This is a genomic window from Catenuloplanes niger (assembly GCF_031458255.1).
Classification (GTDB): Bacteria; Actinomycetota; Actinomycetes; order Mycobacteriales; family Micromonosporaceae; genus Catenuloplanes; species Catenuloplanes niger.
Map to the genome: position 1 here is coordinate 4970407 of NZ_JAVDYC010000001.1, position 15719 is coordinate 4986125.

General features: G+C 72.6%; 12 protein-coding genes. 6 read left to right on the plus strand and 6 right to left on the minus strand.

Features of this window, described 5'->3' with window-relative positions:
- Window positions 1-450: 450 nt before the first annotated feature.
- From J2S44_RS22130 to J2S44_RS22150, 5 genes are all read left to right on the plus strand, one after another.
- The gene (locus J2S44_RS22130; RefSeq protein WP_310417171.1) at window positions 451-1752 is read left to right on the plus strand and encodes a glycosyltransferase; all 1302 of its coding nucleotides are present in this window, start codon (window positions 451-453) and stop codon (window positions 1750-1752) included.
- Window positions 1749-3542, plus strand: a complete 1794-nt coding sequence (locus J2S44_RS22135) for a right-handed parallel beta-helix repeat-containing protein (protein ID WP_310417174.1) — start codon at window positions 1749-1751, stop codon at window positions 3540-3542. The genes J2S44_RS22130 and J2S44_RS22135 overlap by 4 nt, the downstream gene beginning before the upstream one ends.
- On the plus strand, window positions 3539-4663 hold the full coding sequence (locus J2S44_RS22140) for a NosD domain-containing protein (protein WP_310417178.1): 1125 nt from the start codon (window positions 3539-3541) through the stop codon (window positions 4661-4663). Before J2S44_RS22135 ends, J2S44_RS22140 begins: the two co-directional genes overlap by 4 nt.
- Before the next feature lie 26 nt (window positions 4664-4689).
- A complete protein-coding gene (locus tag J2S44_RS22145; protein ID WP_310417180.1) occupies window positions 4690-6012 on the plus strand; it encodes a UDP-glucose dehydrogenase family protein in 1323 nt (440 codons plus the stop codon).
- 109 nt (window positions 6013-6121) lie between these two features.
- The gene (locus J2S44_RS22150; protein ID WP_310417183.1) at window positions 6122-6760 is read left to right on the plus strand and encodes a pyridoxamine 5'-phosphate oxidase family protein; all 639 of its coding nucleotides are present in this window, start codon (window positions 6122-6124) and stop codon (window positions 6758-6760) included.
- Here the strand turns inward: J2S44_RS22150 and J2S44_RS22155 are convergent.
- The 5 genes from J2S44_RS22155 to J2S44_RS22175 all read right to left on the minus strand — a co-directional run bounded on the left by J2S44_RS22155 (window position 6745) and on the right by J2S44_RS22175 (window position 13477).
- On the minus strand, window positions 6745-8472 hold the full coding sequence (locus J2S44_RS22155; RefSeq protein WP_310417186.1) for a M16 family metallopeptidase: 1728 nt from the start codon (window positions 8470-8472) through the stop codon (window positions 6745-6747). The genes J2S44_RS22150 and J2S44_RS22155 overlap by 16 nt on opposite strands.
- The gene (locus tag J2S44_RS22160) at window positions 8469-9440 is read right to left on the minus strand and encodes a tetratricopeptide repeat protein (protein ID WP_310417189.1); all 972 of its coding nucleotides are present in this window, start codon (window positions 9438-9440) and stop codon (window positions 8469-8471) included. Before J2S44_RS22160 ends, J2S44_RS22155 begins: the two co-directional genes overlap by 4 nt.
- A 45-nt stretch (window positions 9441-9485) precedes the next feature.
- A complete protein-coding gene (locus tag J2S44_RS22165) occupies window positions 9486-11156 on the minus strand; it encodes a hypothetical protein (RefSeq protein ID WP_310417192.1) in 1671 nt (556 codons plus the stop codon).
- A complete protein-coding gene (locus J2S44_RS22170) occupies window positions 11153-12097 on the minus strand; it encodes a hypothetical protein (protein ID WP_310417193.1) in 945 nt (314 codons plus the stop codon). The genes J2S44_RS22165 and J2S44_RS22170 overlap by 4 nt, the downstream gene beginning before the upstream one ends.
- 144 nt (window positions 12098-12241) lie before the next feature.
- The gene (locus J2S44_RS22175; protein ID WP_310417196.1) at window positions 12242-13477 is read right to left on the minus strand and encodes a pyridoxal phosphate-dependent aminotransferase; all 1236 of its coding nucleotides are present in this window, start codon (window positions 13475-13477) and stop codon (window positions 12242-12244) included.
- Between the two features lie 680 nt (window positions 13478-14157).
- On the opposite strand from J2S44_RS22175, the gene J2S44_RS22180 reads away from it, so the two are divergent.
- A complete protein-coding gene (locus tag J2S44_RS22180; protein WP_310417199.1) occupies window positions 14158-14487 on the plus strand; it encodes a MerR family transcriptional regulator in 330 nt (109 codons plus the stop codon).
- A gap of 109 nt (window positions 14488-14596) precedes the next feature.
- On the opposite strand, the gene J2S44_RS22185 is transcribed toward J2S44_RS22180, so the two are convergent.
- Window positions 14597-15592 (minus strand): LacI family DNA-binding transcriptional regulator, encoded by a 996-nt coding sequence (locus J2S44_RS22185; protein ID WP_374728008.1) that lies wholly within the window; start codon window positions 15590-15592, stop codon window positions 14597-14599.
- Window positions 15593-15719: the final 127 nt, after the last annotated feature.

The window sequence follows — 15719 nt, forward strand, 5'->3', positions numbered from 1 at the left end:
GCGCTTCCGCATGAGCCTTTCTTGTTGCTTGTTCGACGGTTCGATGACAGGATTTGCGGCGAACGGCCCGATGGGGGCCGTGGGCGAGGTGTTGATCCGCCGGGCGAGTTGGTCGCCCATGTCCGGCGGGGAGCCAGAGGCGAAACCGACGTCCTTGGGATTACACCAAGGAGACGCTCTCATGTTCTGTCTGAACCAGGACTCCCTGAGTTCGCGCAGCTCCGGCACGCCGGCCCTCGCGGCCGTGCATCGCGCTTCGGCGTCCGTCCGCTAGGACCGCTGACTTTGTCGGCGGCAGCGTAGCCACCGGCCGGACTGTTTCCCGCTTCTCGGTCGTACCCACTGTTCCGTGTCTGTGTGAAAAGGCGCGGTGCTGGGTGCTGCCCGCGGGTGTGAGCTCTTTCGTTTGGCCGCGCACGGAATGCGCGGGGTGTCGACAGGGAGTCGAACGTGCCGGAGATATTCGACGTCGTCTGGTCGTGGGTCGTGGAGGCGGTGGGACAGACCTCGTGGCGTGATCTCATGCCGTTGGGGCTCGCCGGGATCTTCGTGTGGTGTCTGTGGCTGTACCGGGCCGTGCTGTCGCGGTTCGCGCGGCCGGTGGTGAACGACTTCCGGGCCTCCACGAGCGTGGTGGTGCCGGCCTACCGGGAGGACCCGGACATCCTGCTGGAGTGCCTGGACACCTGGCTGGAGCAGAACCCGGACGAGGTCATCATCGTGCCGGACCTGGCGGACACCGAGGTGATCCGGCGGCTGCGGGCGGTCGAGGACCCGCGGGTGCGGGTGATCCCGTTCCAGCACTCGGGCAAGCGGTCCGCGCTCGGCGTGGGCATCCGGGCGGCGACGAGCGAGATCGTGGTGCTGGTCGACTCGGACACGCGCTGGCTGCCGGGGCTGCTCGACGCGGTGCAGATGCCGTTCGTGGATCCGCAGGTCGGCGGCGTCGGCACGCAGCAGAACGTGTACCAGCGGACCACCAGCGTGTGGCGGCGGGTCGCGGACTGGCTGGTCAACCTGCGCTACTACGACTACGTGCCGGCGATGGGCCGGGCCGGGGCGGTGGCCTGCCTGTCCGGGCGGACGGCGGCGTACCGGCGGACGGCGATCCTGCCGGTGCTGTCCCACCTGGAGGACGAGTTCTTCCTGGGCCGGCGGTGCGTGGCCGGCGACGACGGCCGGCTGACCTGGCTGGTGCTGGCGTCCGGCTACCGGACCGTGCACCAGTCGTCGGCCCGGGCGCTGTCGATGTTCCCGGATTCGTTCCGGGCGTTCGTGAAGCAGCGGGTGCGGTGGAGCCGCAACTCGTACCGGACGTACCTGACCGCGCTGTGGAAGGGCTGGCTGTGGCGGGTGCCGATGGTCACCAAGATCACGGTGCTGCAGATCCTGCTGACGCCGGTGACGATGGGCATGGCGCTCGGCTACCTGATCTTCAGCCGGCTGGAGCTGACCGGGCACTCGATCGTGCTGGCGCTGATCTGGCTGCTGCTCGGCCGGGGCGTGCGCGGCTGGTCGCACCTGCGCCGCCACCCGCAGGAGATCCTGCTGCTGCCGGTGACCGCGCTGGTGGTCATCTTCATCGCGCTGCCGATCAAGCTGTACGCGTTCGTGACCATGAACAAGCAGGGCTGGCTCACCCGGAGCAGCGAGTCCGTCGGTGGTGAGGGGCAGAGCGCGGCCACGCTGCTCGCCGCACACCTCACCCCCGCGACGATCACGTCCGAGCCGGTCACGGAGGCGGCGGTATGAGACACCGGATCATCACGGCGGTGGCCGCGGCGCTGCTCGGCGCGACCGCGTGGCAGGTGCCGGCGGCCGCGGACGACACGACCACGGCCACCGAGGCGGCCGAACGGCAGGCGGCGCTGGTCGTCGGCGAGGACACCCGGCTCAACGCGGTGCGCGCGGTGACCGGCGTGGCCCGGATGAAGGGCGGTGACTGGACGAAGCCGTACCGGCTGGACACCGGCGACGGCTACACGCTGGTGCTGACCCAGCAGAAGGAGCCGTACACGGTCGCGGACCTGCTGAAGCTGGCGCCGCAGACGTTCGTCCGCCAGCCGGACGGCAGCTACCTGCTGACCGAGAACATCTACCTGAACCTGGGCGCGAAGCTGCGGCTGTCCAACCCGGGCGGTCTGACGCTGAAGCTGGCGAGCAGCGCGAACGGCTTCGTCTCGATCGTCTCGTTCGGCGGCGACCTGATGATCGACGGCTCGGTGCAGGCACCGACGAAGATCATGAGCTGGGATCCGCGCACCAGTACGACGGACACGCTGGTCGACGACGGCCGCGCGTACCTGCGGGCGATCGGCGGGCAGTTCTCCATGACGTACGCGTCGCTCGAGAACCTGGGGTTCTGGAGCGGGCGCACCGGCGGGCTGAGCCTGACCGGTACGGACCGGCCGAACACCGGCGGCGTGGAGCAGACCAAGGTCAGCGGCAACACCGCGCGGGACAAGGCCAAGCAGGAGCGGCGCAACGGTACGAACGTGGCGCCCGGTGCCGGGGACATCTTCGCGTCGCCGACCGGTGACCTGGTCGCGCCGGACACCCGGTTCGACGTGCCCGGCCTCTCCTACGTCTCCGGCTCGATCGACCACGCCACGATCAGCGGCAACGCGTTCGGGCTGTTCATCTCCGGCGCGACCGGCGTGAACATCACCGACTCCACGGTGGAGGGCAGCCTGGAGGACGGCGTGGTCATGCACCGCTTCGCGTCCAGCCTGGTGATCGAGAAGGTGACCTCGCGGAACAACGGTGGCGACGGGTTCGTACTGTCCCGGGCCGCGCAGCAGGTGCGGATCAGCGACGCGATCGCGGACCGCAACGGCGGCAACGGCATCACGGTCAACGGGCTGCCGCTGGCCGAGGACGCGTCCGCCTCCGGGCAGTTCGTCGGCGCGTACGGCTCGAACACGGTGTCGAACAGCGAGGTCACCCACAACGGGCGGTACGGCATCGAGGTGATCGGCGGGATCAACGTGGACGTGCAGAACAACGAGGTGATCGGCAGCGAGGCCGGCATCGTGGCCCGCCAGGGCGCGAACCGGGTGACCATCACCGGCAACCGGGTGAGCGGCGCGGTCCGGCACGGCATCGCGGTCCGCGACGAGGTCACCGCCGCGACCGTGACCGGCAACATCGTCACGGACGTCGACAACGGGGTCTACGTGCGGGACTCGTCCGCGGAGATCCGCGGCAACACGGTCGAGGAGGCGACGAACCACGGGATCGCGCTGGTCGGCGCCGTCGAGGGCTCGGTCGTCTCGCACAACGTGATCTCCGGGGTCGGGCCGAGCGCGCTGGACCTGTCCCGGGCCGACGGTGACCTGACGGCCGCGGACAACCAGGCGGGCGCCTGGTACGACACCAGCTCGTTCTGGGTGAAGTTCCGGCACTACGCCAGCCCGATGACGATGCTGTGGACCACGATCGTGCTGGTCATCGCGTTCTCCGCGATCCAGGGCGTGCGCCGGCGGCGGACCGGGTTCTTCCACCCGTACGAGAACACGAAGTCGCTGCGGGCGGCGGCATGACGTCGCCGACGCCGTCCCCGGCCCGCCGGGCCGCGATGGCCGGCGGTGTCGCGGTGGGGATCTCGCTGCTCGCCGCGATGTCCGCGCTCGGCTCGTGCAGCGCCGGGGCCCCGGACGCCGCGCCGCCCACCGCCTCGGCCGTGCCCGGACCGGTCGGCACGGCCGCCCCGCTCGCCACCGGGCCGCTCCCGACCGGACCGGTCGGCGCCGGGACGTCCGCGCCGTCGCCGGTCGAGTGCCCGGCGGCCACGGTCCCGGTGTCGGACGCGGCCGGGCTCACCGCGGCGCTGGCCGCGGCGCGGCCCGGCGCGGTGATCGGGCTGGCCGACGGCGTCTATCAGGACGAGTTCGTCGCGTCGGCACCCGGCACGGCGGACGCGCCGATCACGCTCTGCGGCGGCGCCGGCGCGATCCTGGACGGCGGTGGCGTGACGAAGGGCTACGGCCTGCACCTGGACGGCGCGAGCCACTGGCGGGTGCTCGGCTTCACGGTCCGCAACGCGCAGAAGGGTGTGATGGCCGACGGCGTCCAGCACACCACGATCGCCGGCCTGACCGTGGAACGGATCGGCGACGAGGCCGTCCACCTGCGGCGGTTCAGCTCGGACAACGTGGTCGAGCGCAACACGATCCGGGACACCGGGCAGCGCAAGCCGCAGTTCGGCGAGGGCGTCTACATCGGCACGGCCGAGTCGAACTGGTGCGAGATCACCGGCTGCGCGCCGGACACCAGCGACCGCAACGTGGTCCGGAACAACACGATCACCGCGGTCACCGCGGAGAACGTTGACATCAAGGAGGGCACGACCGGCGGCACCGTCGCCGGGAACGCCTTCGACGGTGCGGCGCTCGCCGGTGGGCACGCCGACTCCTGGGTCGACGTGAAGGGCAACGGCTGGACCATCTCCGGTAACACGGGGACGAACTCGTCGCTGGACGGTTTCCAGACGCATTCCGTCGTGGACGGCTGGGGCAGGGGCAACGTCTTCTCCCGCAACGTCGCGACCGTCGACGGACCCGGTTACGGCTTCAACCTCACCCCGGTCGAGGACAACCGGGTCGCCTGCGACAACGAGGTCAGCGGCGCCGCCAAGGGCACCTCCAACACCCCCTGTTCCTGATGCATCAACACCTTTGGGAGACGACTGTGAACACCCCTCGCCTCACCGTGATCGGCACCGGCTACCTCGGCGCGACGCACGCGATCTGCATGGCCGTCCTCGGCTTCGAGGTGCTCGGCGTCGACGTGGACGAGCAGAAGATCGCCCGGCTCGCCTCCGGGGAGGTGCCGTTCTTCGAGCCCGGCCTGCCGGAGCTGCTCACCAAGGCGCTCGAGTCCGGCCGGCTGCGCTTCACCACGTCGTTCGAGGAGGCCGCGGCCTTCGGCGACGTGCACTTCATCTGCGTCGGCACGCCGCAGCAGAAGGGCTCGCACGCGGCGGACATGACCTACGTCGACGCGTCGGTCGGCGCGCTGGCCAAGCACCTCACCCGCAAGGCGCTGGTGGTCGGCAAGTCCACCGTCCCGGTCGGCACCGCCGCCCGGCTGACCGCGCTGGTCAAGGAGACCGCCCCGGCCGGTGACGAGGTCGAGCTGGCCTGGAACCCGGAGTTCCTGCGCGAGGGCTTCGCGGTCGAGGACACCATGAAGCCGGACCGCCTGGTCTTCGGCGTCGCGTCCGCGTGGGCGGAGGAGCGGCTGCGCGCCGCGTTCGAGCCGGTGCTGGCGCAGGGCGTACCGCTGAAGGTCACCGACCTGGCCACCGCGGAGCTGGTGAAGGTGGCGGCGAACTCGTTCCTGGCCACCAAGATCTCGTACATCAACGCGATGGCCGAGGTGTGCGAGGCGACCGGTGCGGACGTCTCCGACCTGGCCGAGGCGCTGGCGTTCGACACCCGGATCGGCGGCCGGTTCCTGCGGCCCGGCCTGGGCTTCGGCGGCGGTTGCCTGCCCAAGGACATCCGCGCGTTCATGGCCCGCGCCGAGGAGCTGGGCGTCGGCCAGGCGGTCGGCTTCCTGCGCGAGATCGACGGCATCAACCAGCGCCGCCGGGCCCGGACCGTCGACCTGGTCACCGAGCTGGCCGGCGGCGACGTCGCCGGGAAGAAGATCGCGGCGCTCGGCGCGGCGTTCAAGCCGGACTCCGACGACATCCGCGACGCACCCGCGCTGGACGTGGCGGGCACGCTGCACCGGATGGGCGCGGAGGTGACCGTCTTCGACCCGGCCGCGATGGACAACGCGAAGCGCGTGCACCCGGAGCTGGCCTACGGCAAGAGCGCGCTGGACGCGGCCCGCGACGCGGACGTGGTCGTGCTGCTCACCGAGTGGACCGAATTCCGCCGGATCGACCCGGCCGCGATGGCCGCGGTGGTCGCCGGCAAGTCCATCGTGGACGGCCGGCACGCGCTGGACCCGGCCGAGTGGCGCGCGGCCGGCTGGGAGTACCGGGCGCTCGGCCGCCCCTGACCGCGGATCTGGCGGGAATGTTGCGGCCCCTGGCCGGAAAAACGCTTCCGGCCGGGCCGCCCGCCTCTCCTAGACTCGGCGCCAACGGGCTACGGGGAGGAGAGTTTCGATGGATCTCGCACAGAACGCCGTCATCGGCACGCCGGAGGAGCTGCGTGAGCTGCTCGGCGTGCCGATGCCGCGCGCGGTCAACAAGGAACGGGTCACGCTGCACGCGCGGGACCGGGAGTGGCTGGCCGCGTCCCCGTTCTGCGTCATCTCGACGTCGGCCGCGGACGGCAGCTGCGACGCCTCGCCGAAGGGCGACCCGCCCGGCTTCACGCTGGTGCTGGACGACGCCACGATCGCGATCCCGGAGCGGCCCGGCAACCGCCGCGCCGACGGCTACCTGAACGTGCTGAGCAACCCGCACGTCGGCCTGCTCTACCTGATCCCCGGCCGCACCGAGACGCTGCGGATCAACGGCCGGGCGCGCCTGGTGCGGGACGCGCCGTACTTCGCGGACATGACGGTCAAGGGCCACCGGCCGATCCTGGCGCTGGAGGTGGAGATCGAGCAGATCTTCCTCCACTGCGCCAAGGCGTTCCTCCGCTCCGAGCTGTGGCAGCCGGAGACCTGGCACCCCGAGGTGCTGCCCCGGCATGCCCGGCTGGTCAAGGACGTCCAGCCGGACACGCCGGAGACGCTGGAGCAGCTGGAGGCCTACTACGGCCCGAGCTACGCGGAGGGGCTCTACCGCAGCAGGTAGCCCGCCAGCCGGCGCAGGCCGCGGATCCCCCGGTCGGTCAGCAGCAGCGCCACCAGCAGGCTCACCGCGATCACGGTCGCCCGCACCGGCGTGTTCCCGTCGAGCGCGTCGATCAGGCGGATGTTCACCAGGAACAGCGCGATGATCAGGGTCCACCGCACGCCGTCGGAGACCGCGGCGATCCGGTCCGCCGTCCGGTGCAGCGCCCGGTGCAGCGTCCGGCCGGCCCGGCGGCGTGCGAGGCGGACCCGGGACGGCGGCCGGGGGATGTCCTCCGGGTCCCGGGCCGGCATCGCCACGCGCAGCTCCGGCGGCACGGCCGCGTCGATCGCGGCCATCGCGGCCGGGGTCACGGTGAACAGCGCCGGCTCCAGGTGCGCGGAGATCGCGTCGAAACCGATCAGCCGGCGGGCCCCGTCCGGCCAGGCCAGCATCGCGGCGACCTCGGCGTACCGCACGGTCACCACGCCGCCGTCGCCCTGCAGGGACACGCCCTCCGGGCCGATGACCATCGACTGCCCGCGGTTCGCCCGGAACGGGTACCGGTCGCCGTAGACCGGCCGGGCCGAGTCCGTCGGCGCGGCCGTGAACCCGGCCCAGTCCGGACTGCGGCCCGCCGGCACCATCAGCAGCGACGACGCGTGCGCCTCGGCGGCGACCGCGGCGACGTCCTCCGGGGTGACCGCGCGCAACTGCGCGCGCAGCTCGGCCGGGGACAGGGTGGGGTAGCCGAGCAGTTCGTTCTGCACCAGGCCGGGCAGGCGGCGCGCCGCCGCGTCCGCGCCGTCCAGGGCCGACTCCGCCTTCGTGACGTACGCGTCGACGTCGGTCCGCTCGACCCGGCCGTACCGGAGCGCGGCCAGCACGTCCACGAACTCGCCGAGCAGCGGCCCGCGCTTCTCCGGCAGCATGTCCGCGAGCGCGTAGACCGAGGCGTGGGTGGCGTCCCGGGGCTGGTAGTCCGCGCCGACGTGGTACGAGTACCCGCCCTCCTGCCGCAGCGAACGGAACAGCGCGCGCTCCAGCACACCGGCGAACACCCCGGCCGCGGTGCTGCGCGCGACGATCCCCTCGTACACCACGGCCCGCTCGCTCGGCCCGTGGAAGTACGCGGGCGTCACCGGCAGCGCGGACGTGACCGCCGGCGCCGGCATGCGGGTGCCGGAGTCCGGCAGCGACAGCCGCAGCCCGGCCGGCACCCGGTCGCCGGCGATCCACAGCATCGCGTTCGCCCGGGTGAACCAGCGGGCGGCCCAGGCGCGCAGGTCGTCCGGGGTGAGCGCGGCGAGACCGAACTCGGGGTAGCCGATCACGCCGTGACCGCGGGCACCGTACCGCCAGACCGCCATCGGCTCGGCGGCCGAGCTGCCGCGGCCCGCCTCCTCGGTGCGCAGGATCTCCTTCTCCACGGCCAGCCGGTCCAGCGGCAGGTCGGTGAGCGCGCCGCAGACGCCGTTCAGGAACGCCACCACGTCGGACTCCGAGCCCTGCGACTGGAACGTGGTGGTGATCGGCGAGGTCGCGCCGTTGAAGTGGTAGTCGGTCATGCCGAGCCCGTGCAGCGCCAGGTGCTCGATCAGGTGGGTGATCCCGGACCGGGCCAGCGTCTCGTCGGCCCGCCCGACCCGGAAGACCAGCCCGGCCGTCATCGGGCCGTCCACCGGCGCGAGCACGGTGGGCACGCCGTCGACCTCGGTGTGCGCGATCGTCATGCCGCCGCCCTCGCTCCCGCGATCGCGTCCGCCCGGCGCCGGACGAACGTCTCACCCGGGTCCCTGCCCAGGTAGGTCCACGGCGACCGGGTGGCCAGCGGGCCGAGCGCCGCGAACAGGCCGGCGGCCGCGCGGTGGTCCTCCAGCATCGTGAAGATCCCGGCGAACATGTTCAGCACCCAGACCCAGCCGACGGTACGGCGGAACTCCGGGTGCCAGATCGACCGGTGCGCCGCCTCGTAGATCTCGTCGCGGACCGGCTGCGACGTCAGGTAGGCCGCGTCCTCGCCGCTCGGCAGGCTGAGCCAGTGCTCCAGGTGGGCGTCCACCACCAGCACCGCGTTGTGCGCGCCCGCCGGGGCGGCCAGCATGCGTTCCCGGGCGAACGTGTGCACCTGCTCCCACGAGCCGCTCCACTTGGGACAGAGCAGCTGGAGCAGGCCGGCCTGCGCGTTGAGCTGGTGCGGGTCGACGCGGGCCACCCGGTCGTACCGGCGGCGGGCCTCGTCCGCCCCCAGCTGCAGCCCCATGGCCACGGTGATCCGCCACTGCCAGGCGGCCACGTTGTCCGGGTTGCGGGCGGTCGCCTCGATCAGCACCCCCTCCGCCCGGCGCAGGTACCCGTGGAAGTCGGTGAACTGCCGCTCGGACACGGACCGCGCCCAGCCCGAGCCGCGGATCAGCCACCCGGCCGAGACCAGGTGGGCGCCGAGCATCGCACCGGCCGCCGGATCGCCGGGCTCCGCCGCCAGCGCGGCGTTCAGCACGGTCACCAGGTGCGCGGTCTCGGCCGGCCGCTCGATGTCGCCGATCGCGGCGACCAGCTGCGCCCGGCCGGCCCGGTCCGCCGCGTCCCAGAGGCGGCGGACGGCCGGCCAGTCACCGGCGCCGAGCGCCGTTCGAAGAGCCCCGATCTCGGGGTACGGGGTCGCGGCGTCGAAGTCCGGCGCCGGCAACGGGGGAAGCATGGCGCGGATCTTAAATGATCTTCAGTTGGCCGCGCAGCCCCGTTTTCACGAACGCGCCGCGGCCTCCCGCGCACGGGTCAGGCGGCGGTGCGCGACCGTGGTGTTCCGCACCCGGCGCAGCCGGAAGCCGCCCCAGGTCCAGGCGACCAGGAAGATCCCGGACAGCGTGACCGGCGCGGACGACGCGCCCGGCGTGATCGCCAGCATCAGCGCGGCCCAGGCCAGCACCCAGGCGACCAGCCCGAGGAAGAGCGCGCCGGCGCCGCCGTACCGGACCGGGTGCTTCCCGCGCGGCCGTGGGACCGGGATCGCGTCCGCGTCGCGCGGCGGCAGCGCCACGTGCCGGTCCGCCGGTACCGCCGCGTCGACGGCCGGGACCACGTCCGCCGGGGTCTCGTGCAGCGTCGGCTCGACGTCCACGTGCCGCGCGTCCACGCCGACCAGCCGCCGTCCGCCGTCCGGCCACTTGAGCAGCACCGCGGTGGACGCGAACGGCACGGTCACCGGCCGGGTGTCCGGCCAGGTGCGGGTGATCCCGGTCCGGTCCATGGTGAGCGCGGCCCGGCGGCTCTCCAGCGAGCGGAACCGTCGGCCGGTCACCGGTTCCGGGTCGGCCGGGGCCGACCCGATCAGCCCGCTCCACGACGTCAGCAGCAGCTCCGCACCGCGGGACGCGGCCACGAGCTCACCGACCTGGTCGGCCGTGACCGCGCGCAGCCGCGCGCGCAGCTCCTCGACGGGCGGCTCCGGTGCGCCGGTGAGCAGCCCGAACGCGCGACCGGGCAGCCGGGACACGGCGGCGTCCGGCGCGATCAGCGCCCGGTCCAGTTCCTGCCGCGCGGCCGCGACGTGCTCGGCCGGGACCGGCTGCGCGCGCAGCGCGGCCAGCGCGTCCAGGAACTCGCCGGCGATCGGTCCCGGGTCACCGGAGAAGATCTCGGCGAGCACGGTGACCGAGGCGAGGCCGTCGCCGCGCGGCCGGTGATGCGCCTTCACCCGGTACGCGCCCGCACCGGCCACCGAGCCGGTGGCCGCGAAGACGGCCCGCTCCAGCACGCCCGCGTAGACCTCGGTGACGACACCGGCCGGCTGCAGCTCGTCGCGGACGATCGCGGCGTACGGCGGCGGCCGGAACAGGCCGAACCGGTCCGGCAGCGCGGTCGCGTCCGGCACCGGCCGGCGGGCGCCGGACGGCAGGGCCAGCCGCAGCCCGGTGACCTCGCCGGTCGTCCACAGGACCGCGTTCTCCCGGGTGAAGTACGTGTCGATCCACCGGCGCACGTCCGCGGCGGTGAGCGCGGGCAGTCCCCACTCCGGCAGCCCGGCCAGGCCGTGGTGCCGCGCGCCGTAGCGGACCACCGCGAGCGAGTCGAAGATCGTCGGGGTCCGCTGCGACGCCTCCGCGGCCAGCTCCGCCTTCGCGGCGTCCAGCTGCGGCGCCGGGTCCGCGGCCAGCGCGGCGCAGACGTGCTGCAGGTGCGCGTGCACGTCGGCGACGGTGCCCGCCACGGCGAACGTGGTGACCACCGGCGAGACGCCCCCGCAGGTGCCGCCGGCCCGGCGCAGCACCAGGTGCTCGACCAGGTGGGTCACGCCGGCGAGGACCGGGGTCTCGTCCGCCTGACCGGCCCGGAAGACCAGCGCGGCGCGGACCGGCCCGGCCGCCGGCGCGTGCAGGACCGGGACGCCGTCGATCTCCGACTCGGTGACCATCATGCGAGTGCCCGCCTGCGGAACCGGGCGAACGTGCGGCCCGGGTGGCGGGAGAACCGTTCCAGGAACCGCTGCAGGTAGTTCCACGGATAGTCGGTCGCGTGCGGCCCGAGCTCGCGGAAGACCCGGGCGGCCGCCGCGTACTCACCGGCCGCGGCGAACGCGCCCGCGAAGTGGTTCAGGACCACGACCCAGCCGGGGGTACGCCGGAACGCCGGGTGCCAGACGGAACGCTCCGCCGCCTCGTGCAGCTCCGCGCGTACCGGGGCGGTGGTGAGGTGCCGCACGCCGTCGATGAACACGTGCTCCAGGTGCGCCTCCGCCACCAGCACCGCGTTGTGCGCGCCGTCCGGCGCGGCCAGCATCCGCTCGCGGGCGAAGCCGTGCATCGCCGCCCGGTCGCCGCCCCACTTCGGGGCGAGCTGCTGCAGGTAGAGGGACTGGGTGGCCCGGTGGTGCGGATCGATCGCGGCGACCCGCTCGTACCGGCGGCGCGCCTCGGCCTGACCCGCCTGCAGCCCGCGTGCGGCGGTGATCCGCTGCTGCCAGGCCGTCAGATTGCCCGGGTCGTGCGCGGTCGCGGCGGACAGCACCGCCTCGGCCTGCCGCAGGTGGTCGTGGAAGCCGGCCCACTGCTCCCGGCTGACGTACCGCGCCGGGGCGGCGGTGCGCACCCGCCACCCGGCCACGATCAGGTGGCCGCCGAGCATGGCCGCCGCGGCGCCGTCCGCCGGGTCCGCCGCCACCGCCCGCCGGAGCTGGTCACCCGCGTCCGGCAGGTCGGCCGCCTCCTGCACCAGCAGCGCCCGCCCGTCCCATCCCATCGGGTCGTAGAGCGCGCGTACCGCGGGCCAGTCGCCGTCGCGCAGCGCCGTTCGGAGCAGACCGACCTCCGGGTAGGCGTTCGCGGAATCGAAGTCGGGAGTGGACAGCGTCGCAGGCATGGCGCGGATCTTAGAACCAGCACCGCGCGCGGTCTGCGTGACCTGGCTCACCGCGGGCGCACCGAACCGCTGCTCGCGGCGGCCGTGGCTCCCGGCGCCCACCGGGGAGCCACGGCCGCCGGGTGACCGGACCGGGCGATGCCGTCAGCGGACCACGGCGTGCATGCCGGTTCCGTTGGTCAGCGCCGCGCGGTTGGCCGGGTGCACGATGAGGTCGGCGCTCTCGTGTTCCGCCTCGACGTGCGTCATGCCCTCGCTGTGCAGGTACCGCCCGTACGCGTGCATGCCCTCCACCAGCCGGAGTACGTCCTCCGGCGGGCGCACGACGAAGCGCAGGTACTGGCTGGTCATGCCGAGCTTGTTCCCGCACTCGCGGACGTAGATGCCGTACCGCGAGATCAGGAAGTCGCGCAGTTCCACGCCGTCCCAGCCGGGCCCCAGCTTGACCAGCAGGAAGTTGCCCTGGGACGGCCAGACCGTGAGACCCGGCACGCGGGTCAGCTCGTCCGCCATCCGCATCCGGTCGCGGGACAGCCGGCGCAGACTCTCCCGGTACTCGGCCTCGTGGTCCTTGATCATGTGGACCACGGTCTCGGCCAGCGAGTTCAGGTTCCACTTCGGCAGCGCCGAACCGATCCTCGTGGCCAGCGCCGGGTTCGCCACCATGTAGCCGAACCGGATGCCGTGCAGCCCGAAGTTCTTGCCCAGGCTCTTCAGCACCAGCATGTTCGACCGGATGCCGGCCTCGGCCGCGACGGACGGCTGCCGTTCCTGGTCCACGAAGTCGATGAACGACTCGTCGATCACCACCAGGTCCAGGTCGTGCAGCATGTCGACGAAGCGCAGGATCTCCCGCCGCGGGAGGTAACCGCCGTCCGGGTTGTTCGGGTTGCAGATCACCGCGACCCGGGACCCGCGCTGCCGGATGAAGCGCGCGTAGTCGTCCAGGTCGAGCTGGTAGTTGTCCGCCTCCTGCAGCGGGTACATGTCGACCCGCTTGCCGGTCTCCAGCGGCTGGTCGGTCCACCGCCCGAACGTCGGGATCGGGATCGCGACGCTCTCCTTGATCAGCAGGTGGTCGATCCAGGTGATCAGCTCGGTGGACCCGTTCGCCATCGCCACGGTCTGCGGGTGCAGGCCGAGCGCGCTGCACAGCTGCTTGGTGATGGTGTCCGCGCTGCTCGGGTAGTACTTCAGGATGCTCTCCAGGTTCGCGGACAGCTCCGCGAACATCTCCGGCGTCGGGAAGTACGGGTTGCAGGGGATGCAGAAGTCGACGATCCGCGCTCCCTCGCCCATGTTCCGCTGCAGCGTGGCGATGGACGCGCTGTGCGCCCCTTGCCGCAGGAGACTCAGGTCGATGCTGCTGCCATGTCGCAATGCATCCTCCAGCTTGTCGATCGCCAGGCCCTAACCCCGCGTGTCTCGCCGCCCCGTCCGGCAGCAAGTACGCACGCCAGCACGTCCCGGATCAAACGATCGGCAAAAAGGCCGCCCCGCGCCGGACCGGGCCGCCGGCCGGCCACCGGGAGACCTCCGTGACACGCCGAGAAAATCTAGGTCGCCGGTACTAGTTTTTCTCGGCGGATGCGGCTAATGTTCCTGGTGTTGACAGCAGGGACTGCGACACACGCAGACGGTAGGACCGGGCGAGACGAGCCCGGAGCAGTAAGGAAAGACAGTTGCAGGCGGGGCCGATGCAGTTCCGGGGCTCCGCGAGGCACGAGATCTGCCGCACGTGCGGGGGCCATGAGATTTGTCGTGGGGCTCCGGCACCGGCAGACGGCATGACGAAATTTTCAGAACGCAGAGGAAAGGGAGGGTAGAGCACCGTTGGATCGCCCGCTGCCGGAACGCTTGTTGGGTTCGGTGGCGGACACCGCAGTCTCCATCGAACGAGAGGTGGTCTCCGGTCACGCTTATGCGATCCTCGCACCCCATGTCGCCTGTGGCGGTGGGTGTGGATACGACAACCCGGCATCTCCGCCGGTAAATGGTGTTTACCCGTAAACCCTGGGCCCCGGCGCTACTGCGCCGGGGCCCTCGACATGGAGATGTATATGGCCCCACCCGATGACATGTTCGGAGACGACGACTACCCGGCCTACACGATGGGCCGCGCCGCGGAGATCATCGGCGCCTCACCGGACTTCCTGCGCCGGCTCGGCGAGGCGAAACTGATAACACCGCTCCGCTCACCCGGCGGGCACCGCCGGTACTCCCGGTATCAGCTGCGGCTCGCCGCACGGGCCCGGGAGATGGTCGACCAGGGCACGGCCCTGGAGGCCGCGTGCCGCATCATCATCCTCGAGGACCAGCTCGAAGAGGCCCTTCGCCTGAACGAGCACTACCGGCTCGGCCGGCGCGGGAACGACGCCGGCGCGGCCTGAGGTCCACCGCCTGACGGTCCTTCTCCAGCATCCGGAGAGGGGCCGTTGTCATGTCCCGGCCGGTCCGCACCGGTCGCCCCGCGAGGCCCGGCGCACCGCGCCCGTGCGGTCAGGCGCGCGGTGGGGCGGTGGAGCGGCGGACCACGAGCGTCGGCGGGACGACGGCGGGTGGCGGCTCCTCCTCGTCGTCGCCGGTGCCCTCCACGATCCGCAGCAGTGCCGCGATGCTGCGCCGGCCGACCTCGTCGAAGTCCTGCCGGACCGTGGTCAGCGGCGGCAGCATGAACTCCGCCTCCGGGATGTCGTCGAAGCCGACCACGCTGATGTCCTGGGGGACCCGGACGCCGCGCTCGTGCAGCGCGCGCAGCAGCCCGAGTGCCATCTGGTCGTTCGCCGTGAAGACCGCGGTGACCGAGTCGCGGCCGGTCAGCGCGGCGCCGGCGGTGAAGCCGGAGCGGGCGCCCCAGTCGCCGGAGATCACCGGCGGGACCGGGCAGCCGGCCTCCTCCAGCGCGGCGCGCCAGCCGTGCACGCGGTCGCGCGCCTCCAGCCAGTCGCCGGGGCCGGCCACGTGCCAGACGGTGCGGTGGCCCAGCTCGACCAGGTGCCGGACCGCGAGCCGAGCGCCCTCGGCCTGGTCGACCGAGACGGCCGGGAGCACGCCGTCCTGCCCGGTCTCGACCGCGACCGCGGGCAGGCCCGGCGGCAGGCTGTGCAGCGCGGCCTGCGCGGCCATCTGCGGCGCGATGATGATGATGCCGTCCACGCCCTGCGCGGCCAGGCCGTCGACCGCGGAGAGCACGCCGGCCCGGTCGACGCGTTCCAGCGCGACGATGCTCACGCCGTAACCCGCGCCGCGCGCGGCCCGCTCGATGCCGAGCAGGGTGGACGCGGGACCGAACAGTATGGTGTCGAAGCTCACCACGCCCAGCACCCGGGACCGGCGACTGGCCAGGCCGCGGGCCATCGCGTTGGGCCGGTAACTCAGCTCGGTGACCGCGCGCATGACCCGCTCGCGCGTGTCCGGCCGCACGCTGGGGTGGTTGTTGAGCACGCGGGAGACGGTCTGGTGCGAGACACCGGCGAGGCGGGCGACGTCGGTCATGACCGCCGGTCGCGTCGCGTCGGGAGTCGATGTCACCGCCTTAGGTTATCGCCCACCCGCACCATGGTGATCGGCCTGGTAGACCGATTTCTCGGCCCGACCTGTAGGTATTTGTGATCATCGTGGC

Excerpts from the sequence above, each read along its gene's own strand:
- J2S44_RS22150 (WP_310417183.1), top strand. The coding sequence starts at position 6,122 with ATGGATCTCGCACAGAACGCCGTCATCGGCACGCCGGAGGAGCTGCGT.
- J2S44_RS22180 (WP_310417199.1), top strand. The coding sequence starts at position 14,158 with ATGGCCCCACCCGATGACATGTTCGGAGACGACGACTACCCGGCCTAC.
- J2S44_RS22165 (WP_310417192.1), bottom strand. The coding sequence starts at position 11,156 with ATGATGGTCACCGAGTCGGAGATCGACGGCGTCCCGGTCCTGCACGCG.
- J2S44_RS22170 (WP_310417193.1), bottom strand. The coding sequence starts at position 12,097 with ATGCCTGCGACGCTGTCCACTCCCGACTTCGATTCCGCGAACGCCTAC.
- J2S44_RS22155 (WP_310417186.1), bottom strand. The coding sequence starts at position 8,472 with ATGACGATCGCGCACACCGAGGTCGACGGCGTGCCCACCGTGCTCGCG.
- J2S44_RS22160 (WP_310417189.1), bottom strand. The coding sequence starts at position 9,440 with ATGCTTCCCCCGTTGCCGGCGCCGGACTTCGACGCCGCGACCCCGTAC.
- J2S44_RS22140 (WP_310417178.1), top strand. The coding sequence starts at position 3,539 with ATGACGTCGCCGACGCCGTCCCCGGCCCGCCGGGCCGCGATGGCCGGC.
- J2S44_RS22185 (WP_374728008.1), bottom strand. The coding sequence starts at position 15,592 with ATGACCGACGTCGCCCGCCTCGCCGGTGTCTCGCACCAGACCGTCTCC.
- J2S44_RS22135 (WP_310417174.1), top strand. The coding sequence starts at position 1,749 with ATGAGACACCGGATCATCACGGCGGTGGCCGCGGCGCTGCTCGGCGCG.